We start from the raw sequence: 17,906 nt of genomic DNA on the forward strand, positions 1-17,906 counted from the left end.
AGACCCCTTTCACGTGTCGGGGGATGTTGAGGGGTGGGTAGTTAGCGCTGGGCGGCGTCTTCGAGGAGGGCGTCCCAGATGGCAAGGGCGGCGGCTGCCTCGGCTACGGGGACAGCTCTGGGGACGATGCAGGGATCGTGGCGGCCGTGGACCGAGAGCTCGGCATTTTCCATAGCGTCCATGTCCACCGTCTGCTGCTCGCGGCCAATGGAGGGCGTCGGCTTTACGGCCATGCGCCACATGACGGGCGCGCCGGTCGAAATACCGCCCAGGATGCCGCCGGCGTTGTTGGACTCGACCTCGATCTCGCCGGTCTCGGCATCGATGCGATACGGATCATTGTTCTCGCTGCCGCGCATGGCGGCCACGGCAAAGCCCATGCCAAACTCCACGCCCTTTACGGCTGGAATGCCAAACGCGATTTGCGCGATGCGGTTCTCGATGCCGTCGAACATGGGGTCGCCGATGCCCGCGGGAAGTCCGTAGATGCCGCACTCCACGATGCCGCCGATGCTGTCAAGCTCGTCGCGCGCGGCTAGGATCTCCTCGCGCATGCGGCCGGCTGCGGCGGCGTCAATGCACGGCAGATCGTTCGAAAGGATCGCCTTGCGGTCGGCCTCGCGATAGGTCATGTCGTCCATGGGCAGATCGGAGATGCCGCCGATCTGCGCCACATGCGCCATGACCTTAATGCCGCGTGCCTCGAGCGCCTGCAGCGCGACGCCGCCCGCGATGCACAAAGGGGCCGTCAGGCGGCCGGAGAAATGCCCGCCGCCAGCGACATCGTGCATGTTGTGATACTTCACGCGCGCAGGGAAGTCCGCATGTCCCGGACGGGGCTTGCGGCGCAGCTCGGAGTAGTCCTTGGAGCGCGTGTTGGTGTTCTCGATGATCGCGGCGATAGGCGCGCCCGTGGTGTGTCCATCAACTATGCCGGCGATAATGCGGGCGGCGTCGGCCTCGCGACGCTTGGTCGCGGTCTCGTCACGGCCGGGGGCGCGACGGTCTAAGAAGGACTGCAGCTGCTCAAGGTCAACGGCGATACCTGCCGGAACGCCATCGAGCGAGCAGCCGATAGCGGGGGAGTGCGATTGGCCGAAGATGCTTACGTGCAAGACGTTGCCAAAGGTCGAGGACATGCTATTCCTCCTCGAGCGTGACCTTGCCGCCCAACAGGCGGTAGTGGTCGAAGAAATCGGGATAGGACTTGTTGACGGCCTCAGCGCCGTGGATCACGACCTCGCCGGTGGCGCGGCTCGCGGCGATGGCGGCCATCATGGCGATGCGGTGGTCGTTGTGCGAATCGACCTCGCCGCCGGTGAAAGCATCGACACCCTTGATGATGAGGTCATCGCCGGCAATGCGCACCTGCGCGCCCAGCGCGGTGAGCTCGCGGGTGGTGGTGACCAGACGGTCGGATTCCTTGATGCGCAGACGGGCGCAATCGCGGATAAAGGTGCGGCCCTGTGCCAGCGAGGCCACGGCCGAGATGACGGGCACCAGGTCCGGAATGTCGTGGGCACTCATCTCAAAGCCGGCGAGCTTGTCGGACTGCACGGTGGCGGCGTTGGTGGAGCGCACGATGCGGGCGCCAAAGCGCGAAAGCGCGGCAAGCACGTTACGGTCGCCCTGTGCGGAGCTCAGTGACACGCCCTCGACGGTGATTGGGTCGGTGCCGATGGCACCGGCGCACAGCCAAAAGGCGGCGTTGGACCAGTCGCCCTCGACGGCTACGCTGCCGGGCGTGCGGTACGAGCCGCTGCTCACGCGGAAGTTCGTGACCTCGGGCTGGCCGTCCTTGGCCGGAATGCGCTCGACGTTGACCTCGACGCCAAAGGCCTTCATGGCCTGTATCGTCAGGTTGATGTAGGGGCGGCTCTCGATGAGGCCGGTTACCTGCACGCAGGAGGGCTGGGCCAGCAGCGGGGCTGCCAGCAGCAGGCCCGAGATGTACTGCGAGCTCACGTTGCCCGGAAGCACAAAGGTGCCCGGGCGCATGCGGCCGCTCGTCTTGAGCGGAAAACCGCCCAGACCCTGTAGATCGCAGCCGGCGGCGATGATCTCGTCCGAGAGCGGGGAGAGCGGGCGGGCGCCCAGGCGGCCCTGGCCTACGAAGGTGGCATCCGCACCCAGCGCGCAGGCGACAGGCAGCATAAAGCGGAGCGTGGATCCACTTTCGCCGCAGTCAAGCGTGCCGCCGGCAAGGGCCTTGAGCAGGCCAAACTCAACACTCTTCATGGTGGGGTGGACCTGGAAGCCGTCCTCGACGGTCTCGATGCGAGCACCCAGGGCCGTAAGGCAACGCACCGTGGCCTCGATGTCGGCGCAGGTGGTATTGCAGGTGACGTGTGTCTCGCCGTTGGCAAGCGCAGCGCAGATGATCAGGCGATGCGCCATCGACTTGGACGCGATGGCGGGAACGGTGCCCTTGAGCGGGGACGGGGTGATGCGGGCTAGCATGCGGATGCGTCTCCCTTCTGGCCGAGGCCCTCGGCAATGAGTTCGTGGAAAGTGGAAAGCGGCGTGCGGTCGATGCTGCAGCGGCCAATGCCGTGCGGAATCACAAGGTCGATAGTGTCGCCCGCGCGCTTCTTGTCGTGGAGCGCCTCGGCAAAGACGGCATCGGCATCTAGGTCGCAGCGGGTCTTGAGGCCATGGCGGGCGCAGAGTTCCTCAATACGATCGGGCAGTGCAGCATCGCAAATGCCGTGCAGGGCCGCGGCGCGCGTGATGATGCCCATGCCGATCGACACGCAGTTGCCGTGTCCGAGCTCAAAGTGCTCGCAGGCCTCGACGGCGTGTCCGGCGCTGTGTCCAAAGTTGAGGAGCTTGCGCTGGTTGGTTTCGCGCTCGTCGGCGACGACCACGGCGCGCTTGATGTCGATATTGCGGGCGATGATGAGCGCTACGCGGGCCACATCGCGGTTGAGCAGCTCCAGCGTGAGCGGGGTCTTCTCCAGCTCGGCGAAAAGCTCCGGGTCGGCGATCACGGCGTGCTTGACGACCTCGCCGCAGCCGTCGGCGAACTGCTCGGGCGTGAGGGTGGCCAGACACCCCACGTCGGCGATAACCACACTCGGCTGCCAAAAGGCGCCGGCCAAGTTCTTGCCGGCAGCCAGATCGATGGCGGTCTTGCCTCCCACCGACGAATCCACCATGGCGAGCAGGCTCGCGGGGATCTGCACAAACTTGCAGCCGCGCATGTAGGTGGCGGCTACAAAGCCTGCCACGTCGCCCACGACGCCGCCGCCGAGTGCCACGATCACGTCGGAGCGCGAAAGCTCGTGCTCGGCCACAAACTCCAAAATGGCAACGTAGGTCTCGGCGCGCTTATGGGCCTCGCCGGCCTCGAAGGTGCAGATGCTCACCTCGTAGCCTGACGCCTCCAGGCTCTGCTTAACGGGCATCTGGTAGAGCGGGCCCACGTTGGTGTCCGTCACGATGACGGCCTTGGTGCCGCCGGCGGTGGCGCGCACGAGCGGCCCCGCCTGCTCCAGCAAAAACGTGCCAACATGCACCTGGTAGGGGCGTGCAGTGTCGATATCGATGGTAATCGCCATAAGCTTCGGTCCTTTCGACCTGGCGTGATGGGTTGTCTAGTGGGAGGCCTCGTCGTCGAGTGCGCGCTTAATGCGGTCGCCCTCGGCAAGGAGATTCTCCAGATAGCGCTGGTCGCGGTCCTTGAGCGCGCGGCTGTAGGCGCCAAGCGATTCGATCAGATGGTCGATCTCGAAGGCGAGCGCGTCGGCGTCATCGATCATGAGCTCGGACCACATTTGCGGGTTGAGGTGCGCCACGCGGGTGAGGTCGAGGTAGCTACCGGCCGAAAAGCCGTGGTGGACCTGGGCAGTGGGGCTTTTGACGTAGGCGTTGGATACCACGTGCGCAAGCTGGCTCGTGAAGGCGATGACACGGTCGTGCTCGGCGGCGCTGGTCACGCTGAACTTGCCAAAGCCCAAGGGGCGTACCATCTCGCGCACCTGGCCCAAAAGCTCCAGTTTGAGCGCATCGTCCACCGCGGGCGGTACGAGCACGAGCGGGGCGCCCTGGAACAGGTCGGCGCGGGAGTGCGCATAGCCCGAGTACTGCGTGCCCGCCATGGGGTGCGCGCCCACAAAGTAAAAGCCGTGCTCGCGGGCTAGCTCAAAGGCGCGCTCGCACACGATGCCCTTGACGCCCACCGTGTCGATCACCACGGGGCCCATGATGGCCTCGGTGTCGGTGGCGTCGGCGAGCGCCTGGGCGTGCGCCTCGAGCCACTCGATGCATGCCTCGGGATAGCAGGCAAGGACGATGATGTCGCATTCGCCGAGCGTCTTGTCGTTAAGCTCTCCGGCGACAGTGCCCATGCTGGCGGCCGTCATGACATCGTCATCGGGATCCCAGGCCAGCACGCGGACGCCCGCCTGCGCATAGCCGCGGGCAAAGCTGCCGCCGATGAGGCCAAGGCCGACGATGCCGGCGCACTTGGGGCCGCCCTGGTTAACGCGCGCGTTTCTCACTGTACCCATGGGCTACTCCATGGTCTCTTGGCAGACAACCTCGCGGATGGCTCGGATGCGGCGCATGGTGTCGTCGAACTGATCGGGGGTGAGGGCCTGAGCGCCGTCGGACCATGCGCGGCTGGGCTCGTCGTGGACCTCGATCTCCAGGCCGTTGGCACCGCAGGCGGTCGCGGCAAGCGCCATGGGCTCAACGTAGCGGGTGTAGCCGGTGGCGTGGCTGGGGTCGGCGACGACGGGCAGGTGCGACAGGTGGTGCAGCACCGGCACGGCATTGAGGTCGAAGGTGTTGCGGGTGCGGGTCTCGAAGGTGCGGATGCCGCGCTCGCACAGGATGACGTTGTCGTTGCCCTCGCTCATGATGTACTCGGCGGCCATGAGCAGCTCATCGATCGTGCCGGACATGCCGCGCTTAAGCAAGATCGGAGTCTTGGTCTTGCCGACCTCTTTGAGCAGAGGGAAGTTCTGGGCGTTGCGGGCGCCGATCTGCATGACGTCGATCTTCTTGTCCAGGAAGACCTGCACGTCGCGTGGGTCCATGATCTCGGTGACGATCGGCATGTCGAGCTCAGCAGACGCCTCGCACAGCAGGTCCAGACCGGCGGGGCCCATGCCCTGGTAGGCGTACGGGGAAGTGCGGGGCTTGTAGGCACCGCCGCGCAGCATCGTGGCACCGGCGGCCTTCACGCGGCGGGCGATGCGGATGAGGTTCTCGCCCTCGACGGAGCACGGGCCGGCGATGACCTGGAACTGATCGCCGCCGATCTTGACGCCGTGGCCGCAGTCGATGACGGAGTCCTCGGGGTGGAACTTGCGATTGGCGCGCTTGAACGGCTCGGAGACGCGCTGCACGCGCTCGACGACGTCCATGGACTCGAGCAGGAACGGGTCGATCTTGGTCGTATCGCCCACCAGGCCGATGATCGTCTCGTTCTCGCCGCGCGAGACGTCGGTCTTCAGGCCCTTTTTCTCAATCCAGCTGACGATATGGCTGACGGCCTCGTCGCTGGCGCTCTGCTTTAAAATTGCAATCATGGTGTGCCTCTCACCTCGATGGATAACCCTTGCAAAAACGGCCCGCATCGCGAGCCGTGTATATATGGTGCATGAGAGTTTATACTATCTGATTCGCTTTTGCCTTCTAAAGTGAGCCGTTGTGCCGCGTCTTCCTCGGAATTGCAAAGCTTTTTCTTTTATTTTGATAGCCCGTGGTGCACCTGGGTATAATGCCAAACGTTGGCCCTATTAGCTCAGGGGATTAGAGCGTCTGCCTCCGGAGCAGAAGGCCGTTGGTTCGAATCCAACATGGGGCACCATCGAACGTAAGGCCGTCCGAACCTCGCATGGTCCGGGCGGTTTTTCTTATACCGACGCGACGTGATGGGACGTGGTATGGCAGCAACGGATATCGAGCGCGGACTCTCGACCGCCGAGGTCGAGGAGCGCATCGCCGCCGGTAAGATCAACCGCAACATGGAGCTCAAGACCAAGTCGGTCAAAGAGCTCATCATCGAGAACCTCTGCACGCTGTTCAATTTGATCAACGTGATCTTGGCGTTCCTGGTCATTTTGACCGGTTCGTTTAAGAATCTGACGTTCCTGTTCGTGGTGTTCCTCAATACCGCTATTGGCGTCATTCAGTCCATGCGTTCCAAGAAGATGGTCGATAAGCTCACGCTGCTGACCTCCAAGAAGGCCATCGCGGTGCGCGACGGTGCCGAGGTGGAGCTCGACCTGGATCAGATCGTGCTCGACGACATCATCCGCCTGGGGCGTGGCGACCAGATTCCCGCTGACGCCGTGGTGGTTTCGGGCGAGGCGCTCGTGAACGAGAGCCTGCTGACGGGCGAGAGCGACCTTATTAAGAAACAGCCCGGTTCCGAGCTCATGAGCGGCAGTTTTATCGACTCGGGCCTGCTGCGCGCCCGCGTGATCCATGTCGGCGCCGACAACTACGTGGCCAAAATTAATAACGAGGCCAAGTACGTCAAAAAGGTCAATTCCGAGATCATGAACGCGCTTAACGCCATCGTGCGCTTTGCGAGCATCATCATGATCCCGCTCGGTTTGGCGTTGTTTGCCTCGAGTGTGAGCGAGCTGTGGGATGCCGCGGGAACCCCGGGCGATAGCGCGCTTTCGTGGTGCTTCTCCGAGCTGCTGGCCGGCCGCGTGCCCTCGTCGGCGCTGCTGTCCACGGTGGGCGCTCTGCTGGGCATGATCCCGCAAGGCCTGGTGCTGCTGACCTCGTCGGTGCTCGCCATCGCCACGGTGCGCCTGGCCCGCCGCAAGGTGCTGGCGCAGCAGCTCTACTGCATCGAGACGCTCGCGCGCGTCGACGTGCTGTGCCTGGACAAGACGGGCACCATCACGTCGGGCCGCATGGAGGTCGAGGGCACGTATCCGCTGCCGGTCGAGGGTATGGGTGCGGGGGAGGGCGACGCCGCCGTTCCCGTCGATACCACGGTGCTCGATTTTGCGCTGGCTAACGTCGCACGTGCGACCTCGGCCGATGCCAACGAGACCTGTCAGGCGCTGCTCAACTATTACGCCGACCGTCCGGTCGAGGTGTCCGAGCCACTGTCGGTCATTCCGTTCTCGTCTTCCAAAAAGTGGAGCGGCGCGTCGTTTGCACAGGGCTCCTATGTGATGGGTGCGGCGCAGTTTGTGCTCTCTGATCGTGCGTTTGCCCAGGTCGAGAACCGTGTCGCCGAGCTTGCCGATACCTGCCGCGTGCTCGTGGTGGCGCTCGTGGACGGCTTTACGCCCGATGGCGATATGGTGGGCGAGGCCGAGCCCGTGGGCTTTGTGACCATCCGCGACGAGATTCGTACCTCGGCGGCCGAGACCATCGGCTACTTTAACGAGCAGGGCGTGACCCTCAACGTGATCAGTGGCGACGACCCGCGTACGGTGTCGTCGATCGCGCGCGTTGTGGGCGTGCCGGGGGCGGACGCTTATGTGGACGCCACGACGCTCGATACGCCGGCCAAGCTCGATGCCGCAGTGGACCGCTACCATGTCTTTGGTCGTGTGACCCCGCAGCAGAAGCGCGAGCTCGTGCAGGCGCTCAAGCGCCGCGAGCACACCGTGGCCATGACAGGCGACGGCGTCAACGACGTGCTGGCGCTCAAGGAGGCCGACTGCTCCGTGGCCATGGCGGCCGGCTCCGATGCCGCGCGTAACGTGGCCGAGATCGTGCTCGTCGACAACGACTTTGCCTCGATGCCCGCCGTGGTGGCCGAGGGCCGTCGCTCCATCAACAACCTGCAGCGTTCGGCTTCGCTGTTCCTGACTAAGACGCTGTTCTCGATGGGCCTGGCGGCGCTGTGCATCGCGCTGCCGCCGTACCCTTTCGAGCCGATTCAGATGACGCTCATCAACTTCTTCTGCATCGGCGCGCCGGGCTTTGTGTTGGGCCTGGAGCCCAACAATGCTCGCGTGAAGGGGTCGTTCCTGACGAACGTGCTCAAGCGGGCACTGCCGGCGTCGATTGCGGTCATTTTGGCCGCGGCGCTCGATATCTTTGTGGCGCGCGTGTTCGGCTTTAACCAGCTCACGCTGTCTACGATGTGCCTACTTACGTCGTGCGCGGCGAGCGTCAGCCTGATCTGGCGTATCTCGCAGCCCCTCACGCCCTTACGTGTGGCGCTCTTTGTGTTTGTAGTTGCCGGCATCCTGACGGGTGTTATCGGATTCCCGAAGCTGCTGTCTATTGCCAACCTGTCGATGGGCCAGATGGTTATCTTGGCTGTCATCGTGGTCTTTACCTGCTCGGTGTTCTTTAAGCTCGCCACGATGATGGATTCGCTCAAGCCGCGTCGTCGTCATGCCGCAACTGGTTTTGGCCGCGGTGTGCGCGTCCGCTTGGGCCGCGGTGGCGGCAAGGTGAGCTCGACGGGTTCGACGGCGGAGCGTTTTGCCAAGCGCGTCGCCGCCGACATGGCACAGCGCCGCGAAGCTCGCACCGTTCGCGAGGCCGAGGTCCGCGCACTCGAGGGCGTGGCCCAGGCCCAGCCCAAGAAAAAGAAGGGTAGCGGAACCAAGCGCTCTCGCGTAACCAAGTCCGCCCAAGGCATCAAAGTCTCGATGCCGAGCAAAAAGAAGAAGTAACTACGCGCCCTGGCGATGTTGAATTGGTGCCTTGCTCCTGTAGGGCCGTGGCGATGTTATGCTCTAACCTCGATTATTTGAATTGCTTCGAAAAGAGGATGCCGTGATCTGCCCGCATTGCCTTAAGACTATCGAGGACGGCGCCTCGTTCTGCCCCTACTGCAACGCCTATGTGGGTCCGGGCGATGGTCCGGAGCACACCGAGTTCGTGTTCTGTGAGGGCTGCGGTGCCCGTCTTTCTCCGCATGATCGTACGTGCCCCAAATGCGGACGCCCCGCTCCGGGTATCCTCTCCGAGGACGCGGCAGCATCCGACCTGGCAGCGGGCCGCACGGCGGGCTTTCCGCGCCTAACGCAAGAGCAGATCGATACCGAGGTGCCGCATGCGCCGGCCTCTGCCGCTGCGGTGCTTTCAGACGCCGCCGACCCCAATGAGACCTGCGTGCTGCCGGCTTTCGATAAGGATTTCGGTATCCCCAAGGTCGATATTCCCATGCCCGTTTCCCTGCATGACGATGCTCAAAAACCCAAGCGCAAGGTGCACCCCGACGAGGACGCCTATCACAAGCACAAGCGTCATATTCCCAAGCCGCTTATCGTCATCGCGGTCCTTGCCGTCGTTTGCGGCGGTGCCTATTGGTTCGTGACGACCGATCCCATGGGTGTTATGCCCGGCTTCTACGACCAGTTTGGCCAAGCTGCACAAACCACCTTCCCCACACGCCAAAAGGGCGAGGCCACTGAGGACGATACCAAGCAGGACGATTCTGCCGAGGTGGTCCAGGAAGAAACCGTGCTCACCGATGATCAGCTCTATACCAGGCTCGACGGTCTGTACCAGACCATCGTGTCCTACGCTGACGCGGACCAGATTGGCGAGGTCATCGATTCTTTTAACAACGGCTATCTCCGAACGCCGCTGTCCACCCGTCAGGAGCTGTCGCAGAGTGCCTACGCCCTGCGCGACCAGATCAAAAAGACGCAAGATGAGCTCAACAACCTTAAGTATCAGGACGATACGGTCTATGCGGATGACATCGCCCACTTAAAGCAGCTTGCCGAGTGGATGTATGAGCGCGTCGACGTGATCTGCCAGAGCTGGGATATCTCGCTGGCCATTCCCGATGGCGAGTCGATGAGTTCCCACCAAAGCGAGATCCTGGCGCCCATCGCGCAGGGCGGCAACAGCGCGCTGAACCAGTACGATGCCAATGTGGGTTCCTGGAAGCCGCAGCAGCGTTCCTATAATTAGTTCGCCATAGTCGGCATAACCTACGTGCGCAATTGATGTAAGCCCGTGCTTATTGCTACAATTCGTACATATATGCTTTAAACGCACGAGGAAGGAACCACATGTTTGGTTTTAAGAAAGAGCTCTACACGCCCGAGTATCAGCTTGTCGGCGACGAGTGCGCCGTAATCGAGACGTCGAAGGGTACCATCAAGGTCAAGTTTGACGGCGAGGGCGCTCCCATTCATGTCGCGAACTTCTGCGAGCTTTCCACGATGGGCTTCTATGATGGCCTTAAGTTCCATCGCTATGTGCCCGGTTTTGTTATCCAGGGCGGGGACCCCAATACCCGCGACATGTCCGGCGCCGACGTCGCTGCCGGTCTTGAGGGCCCCGACGGCATGCCCGGTACCGGTGGCCCCGGCTACTGCATCAAGGGCGAGTTTGCCACCAATCCGCGCAACAGCCATGTCGATGGCGCCCTTGCCATGGCACGCTCCATGGATCCCGATTCCGCGGGTTCGCAGTTCTACTTCTGTCTGGGTGCCCAGCATAACCTCGATTCTGGTTACACCGTCTTTGGTACCACGGTCGAGGGTCTCGATGTGATTTCGCAGCTGCGTGCCGGCGACGAGATCGTCCATGTCGAGATCGTTCACGAGTAAAGGGGACTTTCTTGAATAGCCAGCTGATCCAACAGGGCCGCGCCGCTTACCGCGCGGGTGATTTTTCTGCTGCAGCCCAGATGCTTGGGGCGGCAAAGACTCCCGATGAGATTATGGGCGAGGCCGATCACCTTCGTGGCAACGCCTTGATGCATCTGGGCATGTATGCCGAGGCTGCCGAGGCCTATGCTGCCGCCCTCAACGACGGCACCTACGGCAAGCGCGGCGCGCTGCTCACCAACCGCGGCAAGGCGCTCGCCGCCGTGGGCGACTACACGACGGCCGCCCAGGCTTTCTCTGCCGCTACGCAGGATGCTTCCTATGCCACGCCGTTCAAGGCCTATCTGGGCCTGGGCAATGCGCTGTTCCAGTCGGGCGACTATGCCAACGCGGGAACCGCCTTCCGTCAGGCTGCCATCGACGGCGCCAATCCGGCTCCTGCCGCCGCACTCGGCGAGCTCGGTCGTTGCTTCATTAAGCTCGGCCGTCCGGCGGATGCCGTGGAGACCTACCGCACGGCTATCGACTTTGCCGGTCCCCGCGACGACACGCGTGCGCTCAACGCCGGCATGGGTCAGGCGCTTTCTGCCGCCGGCCGTCCCTCCGACGCACTCGATGCCTTTAACGCCGCTACTGCCGATGGCATCTACCAGCTCACCTCCGAGCAGGCCGACGAGCTTGCCCGCGTGCACGATTCGCTTGCCGCGCTGTCTGCCCAGACGGCCATGGCCACGGCTCCGGCGCCCGCGATGGACGCTTCTGCCGTCGATCCGCTCGATCCTACCGGCGCGACCGGTCAGTTTATGCCCGATCCCTCGGACACCGGCTTCTTTACGCTGTCCGAGTCCGAGATGGTCCAGCAGGACCGTCAGGATCGTAAGCAGGCCAAGGTCCGTCGTCGCCATCGCCACACGGGTCTCAAAGTCTTCATCGTGCTGCTTCTGCTTATTTTGATCGCCGCGGGCGGTCTGGGCTTTGCCTACACGCGCGGCTTTGGCTTCCCGTCTCAGGAGTCTGTCGTTACCGATCTGTTCCAGGCTGCCGGCGACGGTGACGCCGCAAAGGCCGAGTCTTGCCTGGCCTCGAGCCTGTCCGAGGACGCTAAGTCGATGATCATCTCCTCGATTCCGCAGGGTGCCACCGTGTCCGTCGAGGGCATGGATCAGTCCATGACCGAGACGACCGCTAAGGTGAAGGCATCGCTGTCCAAGGGCGGCGAGCAGGAGTACACCGTCAAATTCGTGCGCTCCGACAACCATATCGGCTGGGCCGTTTCTTCGCTCGATATGGATTTCTCGGCTGCTGACAACCAGTAGTGACCTTATGGGATTTAGCTTTGCCCGGCGCTTCACCGCAAGTGAGGTGCCGGGCTTGCGCTAGTATGATGAGCTAGTAGTTTTCCAGCAATCATCCAACACATCAGGAGTTGCGTTGTTTTCTTTGATGGATATGTTCTTTGGTAGCTATGCGGGCGATCTTGCCATCGACCTCGGCACCGCCAATACGCTTGTCTCCGTGCGCGGCAAGGGCATCGTCATTCGCGAGCCTTCTGTTGTTGCCATCGACAAGAACGACGAGCGCATCTTGGCGGTCGGTATCGAGGCAAAGCGCATGCTCGGCCGTACGCCCGGCAACATCGTGGCCGTTCGTCCCCTGAAGGACGGCGTCATCGCCGACTTCGATGTTACCGAGGCCATGCTTCGCTACTTTATCGACAAGGCGTCCGAGAAGCGCTATCCGTGGACTCCGCGTCCGCGTGTTGTTGTCTGCGTTCCCTCCGGTGTCACGTCGGTCGAGAAGCGCGCTGTCTTTGAGGCCACGATCCAGGCCGGTGCCCGCCAGGCCTATCTGATCGAAGAGCCTATGGCAGCCGCTATCGGCGCCGACCTGCCCGTCGAGGAACCCACCGGCTCCATGGTCATCGACATCGGCGGCGGTACCACCGAGGTTGCCGTTATCGCTATGGGCGGCATCGTCGTCTCGCAGTCCATCCGTATTGCCGGCGACGAGTTCGATCAGGCCATCCTCACGCACGTTCGTGATGCCTACAACCTGGCCATCGGCGAGCGTACGGCAGAGGACATCAAGATCAAGGTCGGCTCCGCCGTGCCGCTTAAGGACGAACTCGACGTCGAGGTCAACGGCCGCGACGTGATCACCGGTCTGCCCAAGACCGTGCGCATCGAGAGCGAGGAGATTCGTCGCGCGCTCAACAAGCCGCTCGACGAGATGGCCAAGGCCGTCAAGGACGCACTCGACGCTACGCCTCCCGATCTTGCCTCGGACCTTATGTACTACGGCATTTTGCTGACCGGTGGCGGCGCGCTGCTGCGTGGTCTCGACGTGCGCCTGCGCGATGAGACCGGCGTTTCGGTCAACGTCAGCCCCACGGCGCTCGATAACGTTGTTAACGGCTGTGCCCGCGTGCTCGAGGCCAATGCGTTTGATGGCGGCTTCGTCCAGACCAATGCTTAATTTCCAAAAGGTGGATTCCATTTGGCACGATCTTCGGGTTTCTCCACAAATCTGAATACCAAGCGACAATCAACGGGTATGCGCCCGTTGATTGTTTTCAGCCTGATTTCGGTGTTGCTGCTCACGTTTTATATTCGCGAGGGCGAGACGGGGCCGATTCATGCCGTGCGTTCGGGTGTGACGACGATTACCTCGCCGGTGCGCTTTGTGGGTTCGGCTGTGGCGGCTCCCTTCAATGCGATCGGCAACGTGTTCTCTAACCTTACGGCGTCGCAGGACACGCTTGACGAGCTTAAGAAGCAAAACGAGGAACTGACCTCTAAGGTCGCCGAGCTCTCCGAGGCTCAAAAGACCGCCGAGCGACTGGAGGGTCTGGTCGGCCTGCAGTCGACCTACAACCTCAAATCGACTGCAGCTCGTATTGTCGGCGCATCGGGCGATGCCTGGACCTCGACCGTCACCATCGATAAGGGTTCTGCCGACGGGCTTACCATCAACATGCCCGTGACGAGTTCTGCCGGTGTCATAGGCCAGATTATCGAGGTCTCGGCCAAGACGTCCACCGTGCGCCTGATTGGCGATGAGAGCTCGGGCGTGTCCGCCATGGTGCAGGATACGCGCGCCCAGGGCATGCTGCAGGGTCAGGCTGACGGCACGCTGCGTCTTGAGTACGTGAGCGTCGATTCCGACGTTAAGGTTGGCGACATCATCGTGACCTCGGGCATTGGCGGTGTGTTCCCCAAGGGTCTTCCGCTCGGCACCGTCTCGTCGGTTGAGAAATCGGCAAACGACGTGTACTACACCATTGTGGTGCGCGCTCAGACGACGGCCGAGAACAACGAGGAAGTGCTGGTCATCACCTCGCTGACCGACGAACAGTCGGCGTCGGATGAGGACGTGAACACGGCCAACAGCACGCCGCAGGGAACGTCGCGCGATGCTGCGACCAAGACGAAGGACGAGAGCTCGGATGACGGTTCCGACACGTCCGAGACGACCGATTCCGGCTCGAGCGAATAGGGGGCATGTCCATGGATCTACACGAGCAGGGGATGAGCTCCCGCACGTTTGTAATCGCTGCCATCGTGTGCGTGCTGCTGCAGGCAGGCCTGGCACCGCAGATCTCCATTGCGGGCGGTCGCGTCAACTTTATGATTATCCTGGTGTGCCTAAGCGTGTTCTCGGGCGACCCGACCCGTGCCGTCGCGTGCGGTTTTTGCAGTGGCTTGTTCTATGACCTTTCCGCTGCCGTGCCGGTGGGCGTTATGTCGCTCCTGCTGACCGTGGGTTCTTTTGCCCTGGTGCATAGCGCCGCCGGTCAGACGGGCGGTACCCCGAGTGCGCGCGGCATCACGGTGGGTGCCTTCGCGCTCGTTATTAATGTGATCTACAGCATCATCTTGCTGTTTATGGGTTTGGAGACGAGCTTTGTCGTGGCGATCTTCGGCCATGCGCTGCCGTCTTCGATCTTGACGGGTCTGGTTGCCATTCCGTTTTTGATGTCCGGCGTCGTGCCGCAGTCCGGTTATGGATTCTCCGCACGTGGCGGACGCCAGACGGGCATGCGCTTTAAGCCCAAGACCCGTAAGCTCAAATAGGGGAGGCTCGTAGATGTCTTCCCAGATGACGGTTATTATCGCCGGTGTCGTGCTGGTTGTGGCCATCGTGGTCGCGCTGGTCATCATGCGTCGCGGCGATTCCCGTTTTACCTACGATACGCAGCATGGAACGGCCCCGCGCGCCACCGAGGGCGAGGGCAATACCGCGGCGACCGCCTTTAAGGGCCGCTTTTCCATCCTCACCACGGGTGTGGGCGCGATGTTCGCGGCGCTTGCCGTCAAGCTGTGGGGCATGCAGATGGTCTCGTCGGACTATTACGAGAAGCAGGCTAATAGCAATCAGACGCGCACCGTTACCACACCCGCTGTGCGCGGCCGCATCCTCGACCGCAATGGCGTGGCGCTTGTCCAGAACCGTCCCTCACTTGCTGTCGTGGCCTACCGCGACCTTGCCGAGGATGAGGTTCTGGTTCGCCATCTTGCCAACGTGCTCGGTATGCCCTACGTGGCGGTGCTGCGCAATATTCAGGACAATTCCGAGGGCGCTCAGAGCCTGCATACCATCGCGACGGACGTCCGTCGCTCCACGGTTGCCTATATTCAGGAGCACGCCGGCGAGTTCCCGGGCGTCAAGATTGCCGAGCGTACCGAGCGCCAGTATCCATATGGCGAGACGGCATGCCATATCTTGGGCTATACCGGCACCATTACCTCCGAGCAGCTCGAGGCCCAGAATAAGAAAACCTCTGGTGATGATGATGCTTCTGCTGGCCGGATTACGTACCAGTCGGGCGATATCGTGGGCCAGGCGGGTGTTGAGAGCTACTACGAAAACCTGCTGCAGGGTATTCGTGGCGAGCAGACCGTCAAGGTCGATGCCTCGGGCAATGTGACCGGTCAGGCCGGCGCCGTGCCCGCCAAGGCCGGCTCCGACATTAAGCTCACGCTCGACCTTAAGATCCAACAGGCCTGTGAGACGGCGCTGGCGAGCGCCATCGAGCTTGCCAAGACCACTGGCTACAGCAATGCCGGCAACGGCGCTGTGGTGTGTCTCGATCCCAACAATGGCGAGATCCTGGGCATGGCGAGCGAGCCCAAGTTCGATCCGTCCGTCTTTATCGGCGGCGTCTCAAATGACGTGTGGACCGAGCTCAATGATGACAAGGGTTCGCACCCGCTGCTCAACCGCGCCATTAGCGGACAGTACATGTCGGCCTCGACCATCAAGCCGCTTTCGGCACTGGCCGGTCTTGAGTTTGGAACCTACACTTCAACACAGACAACCAACTGCACGGGCTATTGGACGGGCTTGGGCAAGGCTTGGGGCAAGCGCTGCTGGTTGACGTCTGGCCACGGCACCATGACGCTGCAGTCGGGTATCGCCAACTCGTGCGACCCCGTCTTCTACGACATGGGCAAGGCGTTCTTTTATGACGAGCAACATTCCGAGGGGCTGCAGGAGGTCTTTCGTCGCTGGGGCCTAGGCAAGACCTGCGGTATCGATCTGCCGAGTGAGGGCGCGGGCCGTATTCCCGATGCCGAGTGGAAAGAGTCGTACTTTACCGACGCCTCTGCCGAAGACCGCAAGTGGAATGCCGGCGATATGACCAACATTGCCATCGGCCAGGGCGACATCCTGGTGACGCCTCTGCAGATGGCATGCGCCTACATGGGCCTCGCCAACGGCGGTAAGCAGTACGTGCCTCACGTGTTTTTGTCTGCCGTGTCGCGCGATGGCGACGGCGATGCCTATAAGTACAACGGCAAAGGCAAGAAGAAGCGCCTGGAGGCCAAGATCAACAGCGATTCGGATTTGGCTCTTGTTCGCAACGGCATGCACGACGTGATTTACACGGCATCGACGTCCCTGGCGGCTCACTTTGGCACCCTGACGCCGCAGGTATACGGCAAGTCGGGCACGGGCGAGAAAAGCGGCGAGGACGAATACGCGTGGTTTTGCGCCTATGCGCCGGCCGATGATCCCAAGTATGTCATCGCTACTGTTCTGGAGCAGGGCGGCGGTGGCTCAGATACCGCGATGCATGTCGTGCGCGATGTGCTCGGCGTGATTTATGACGAGCCCGATACCTCTTCGGCCTCGGGCGATTCTTCGGTTCGATAGGAGGTTGCGATGGATTTTTCTCCGGCGGATCTGTTCCGTTCAACCAAGACCGGCTCTCGCAGCAGCCTGGACCGCGTCAACAAGCAACTTTCGGCCTCGCGCGGCACGTTTCGCCAAAAGGTGCATATCGGTGTGCTCGTGGCTACAGTGGCGCTCGTCGCCTACGGTGCCATCATTATCTGGTCGGCTTCGCAGTTTAAGGCCGATGCTTCGTTCTCACGCCATCTGCTGGGAATTGGTATCGGGGCGTTGCTGGCGGTGCTGGTCTGGCGTACCGACCTGCGCGGTATTTCCAACTTCTCGACGGCGTTGCTCGTCATCGACCTGATCGTGATCTTCTCGCCCAAGATTCCGGGTCTGTCCTATACGGGCGGTCTGGGCATGACGGGCTGGATCAAGATTCCCGGTATCGGCTTGACATTCCAGCCGGTTGAGCTTGCCAAGCTCATCACCATCTTCTTTATCGCCACGCTTGGCTCGCAATACAACGGCCGCATCGATACCGTTCGCGACTACGTCAAGCTCTGCGGTATGCTGTCCATCCCGTTTTTGGCCGTCGTCGCCATGGGCGACCTGGGCTCGGGCCTGGTCGTGCTGGTTTCGGGCGCCATCGTCATCTGCATGAGCGGCGCACGCCGCGAATGGGTGCTGTCGACCTTGGCCCTGCTCGTGGGCTTGGTGGCCCTCGTCCTGGCACTCGATTCGGTCTTTGATTCGTTGCTCGGCCACGATGTGCTCATCAAGCAGTATCAGATGAACCGTCTGACGGTCTTTATCGACCCCGATAATGCCGATTCGGACGATGCCTACAACCTGCAGCAGTCGCTTATCGCCGTTGGCTCGGGCGGCTTCTTTGGTAAGGGCTTGGGCCATGCGACGCAGTCGGCCGGCGGCTTTCTGCCTGAGTTCCACACCGACTTCGTCTTCGCCTTCCTGTCCGAGACCTTTGGCTTTTGCGGTTCCTTTTTGCTCCTGTGCCTCTACGTGCTGCTGATCTTTTCGACGATTCGCGTCGCCTTTAAGTGTGAGTCGCTGTTCTTGCGCCTATCGTGTGTGGGCATCGTTGGCATGTGGGCGTTCCAGACCTTCGAAAACATCGGCATGTGCATTGGCATGATGCCGATTACCGGTATTCCGCTACCGTTTATTAGCTTTGGTTCGTCTTCGATGATGATTCAGCTGCTGACGGTGGGTATCGTACAATCCATATGGCGGCATCGTTCGGGCGCCGCGTAACCGCTG

The 17,906-nt window shown here is 62.1% G+C and carries 14 protein-coding genes and 1 tRNA gene; 10 read left to right on the forward strand and 5 right to left on the reverse strand.

What is annotated here, in order from left to right:
• Positions 1-41 precede the first annotated feature (41 nt).
• The 5 genes from aroC to aroF are packed head-to-tail and all read right to left on the reverse strand — an operon-like array spanning position 42 to position 5,537.
• Positions 42-1,139 (reverse strand): chorismate synthase, encoded by a 1,098-nt coding sequence (aroC, locus tag ACESSC_RS01945; protein WP_373161019.1) that lies wholly within the window; start codon positions 1,137-1,139, stop codon positions 42-44.
• Between the two features lies 1 nt (position 1,140).
• Positions 1,141-2,460 carry a 3-phosphoshikimate 1-carboxyvinyltransferase gene (gene aroA / locus ACESSC_RS01950; protein ID WP_117757150.1) on the reverse strand — a complete coding sequence of 440 codons (1,320 nt, stop codon included), beginning with the start codon at positions 2,458-2,460 and terminating at the stop codon, positions 1,141-1,143.
• Positions 2,454-3,560 carry a 3-dehydroquinate synthase gene (gene aroB / locus ACESSC_RS01955; protein ID WP_373161020.1) on the reverse strand — a complete coding sequence of 369 codons (1,107 nt, stop codon included), beginning with the start codon at positions 3,558-3,560 and terminating at the stop codon, positions 2,454-2,456. Before aroB ends, aroA begins: the two co-directional genes overlap by 7 nt.
• 36 nt (positions 3,561-3,596) lie before the next feature.
• On the reverse strand, positions 3,597-4,511 hold the full coding sequence (locus ACESSC_RS01960) for a prephenate dehydrogenase (protein ID WP_373161021.1): 915 nt from the start codon (positions 4,509-4,511) through the stop codon (positions 3,597-3,599).
• A gap of 3 nt (positions 4,512-4,514) precedes the next feature.
• Entirely contained in the window at positions 4,515-5,537 is a 1,023-nt protein-coding gene (gene aroF, locus ACESSC_RS01965; protein ID WP_117629151.1) for a 3-deoxy-7-phosphoheptulonate synthase, read from the reverse strand.
• 204 nt (positions 5,538-5,741) lie between these two features.
• On the opposite strand from aroF, the gene ACESSC_RS01970 reads away from it, so the two are divergent.
• The 10 genes from ACESSC_RS01970 to ACESSC_RS02015 all read left to right on the forward strand — a co-directional run bounded on the left by ACESSC_RS01970 (position 5,742) and on the right by ACESSC_RS02015 (position 17,900).
• Positions 5,742-5,818: transfer RNA gene (locus ACESSC_RS01970), tRNA-Arg, on the forward strand.
• Between the two features lie 76 nt (positions 5,819-5,894).
• Positions 5,895-8,612: an HAD-IC family P-type ATPase gene (locus ACESSC_RS01975; protein WP_373161023.1), complete on the forward strand. Its 2,718-nt coding sequence runs from the start codon at positions 5,895-5,897 to the stop codon at positions 8,610-8,612.
• A gap of 103 nt (positions 8,613-8,715) precedes the next feature.
• Positions 8,716-9,864 (forward strand): zinc ribbon domain-containing protein, encoded by a 1,149-nt coding sequence (locus ACESSC_RS01980; protein ID WP_373161025.1) that lies wholly within the window; start codon positions 8,716-8,718, stop codon positions 9,862-9,864.
• A gap of 101 nt (positions 9,865-9,965) precedes the next feature.
• Entirely contained in the window at positions 9,966-10,508 is a 543-nt protein-coding gene (locus ACESSC_RS01985; RefSeq protein ID WP_055249980.1) for a peptidylprolyl isomerase, read from the forward strand.
• 11 nt (positions 10,509-10,519) lie between these two features.
• Positions 10,520-11,824: a tetratricopeptide repeat protein gene (locus tag ACESSC_RS01990; RefSeq protein WP_368130459.1), complete on the forward strand. Its 1,305-nt coding sequence runs from the start codon at positions 10,520-10,522 to the stop codon at positions 11,822-11,824.
• A gap of 127 nt (positions 11,825-11,951) precedes the next feature.
• Entirely contained in the window at positions 11,952-12,983 is a 1,032-nt protein-coding gene (locus ACESSC_RS01995) for a rod shape-determining protein (RefSeq protein ID WP_006236061.1), read from the forward strand.
• A gap of 78 nt (positions 12,984-13,061) precedes the next feature.
• Positions 13,062-14,003, forward strand: a complete 942-nt coding sequence (gene mreC / locus ACESSC_RS02000; RefSeq protein WP_373161026.1) for a rod shape-determining protein MreC — start codon at positions 13,062-13,064, stop codon at positions 14,001-14,003.
• A gap of 11 nt (positions 14,004-14,014) precedes the next feature.
• Positions 14,015-14,581: a rod shape-determining protein MreD gene (locus tag ACESSC_RS02005; RefSeq protein WP_372540878.1), complete on the forward strand. Its 567-nt coding sequence runs from the start codon at positions 14,015-14,017 to the stop codon at positions 14,579-14,581.
• Between the two features lie 13 nt (positions 14,582-14,594).
• Positions 14,595-16,664 (forward strand): penicillin-binding protein 2, encoded by a 2,070-nt coding sequence (mrdA, locus tag ACESSC_RS02010; protein WP_373161028.1) that lies wholly within the window; start codon positions 14,595-14,597, stop codon positions 16,662-16,664.
• Positions 16,665-16,673: 9 nt separating this feature from the next.
• Entirely contained in the window at positions 16,674-17,900 is a 1,227-nt protein-coding gene (locus ACESSC_RS02015; RefSeq protein ID WP_099431830.1) for an FtsW/RodA/SpoVE family cell cycle protein, read from the forward strand.
• Positions 17,901-17,906: the final 6 nt, after the last annotated feature.

This window comes from Collinsella aerofaciens, from assembly GCF_964243765.1.
In the GTDB taxonomy this organism is placed as follows: Bacteria; Actinomycetota; Coriobacteriia; order Coriobacteriales; family Coriobacteriaceae; genus Collinsella; species Collinsella aerofaciens_BU.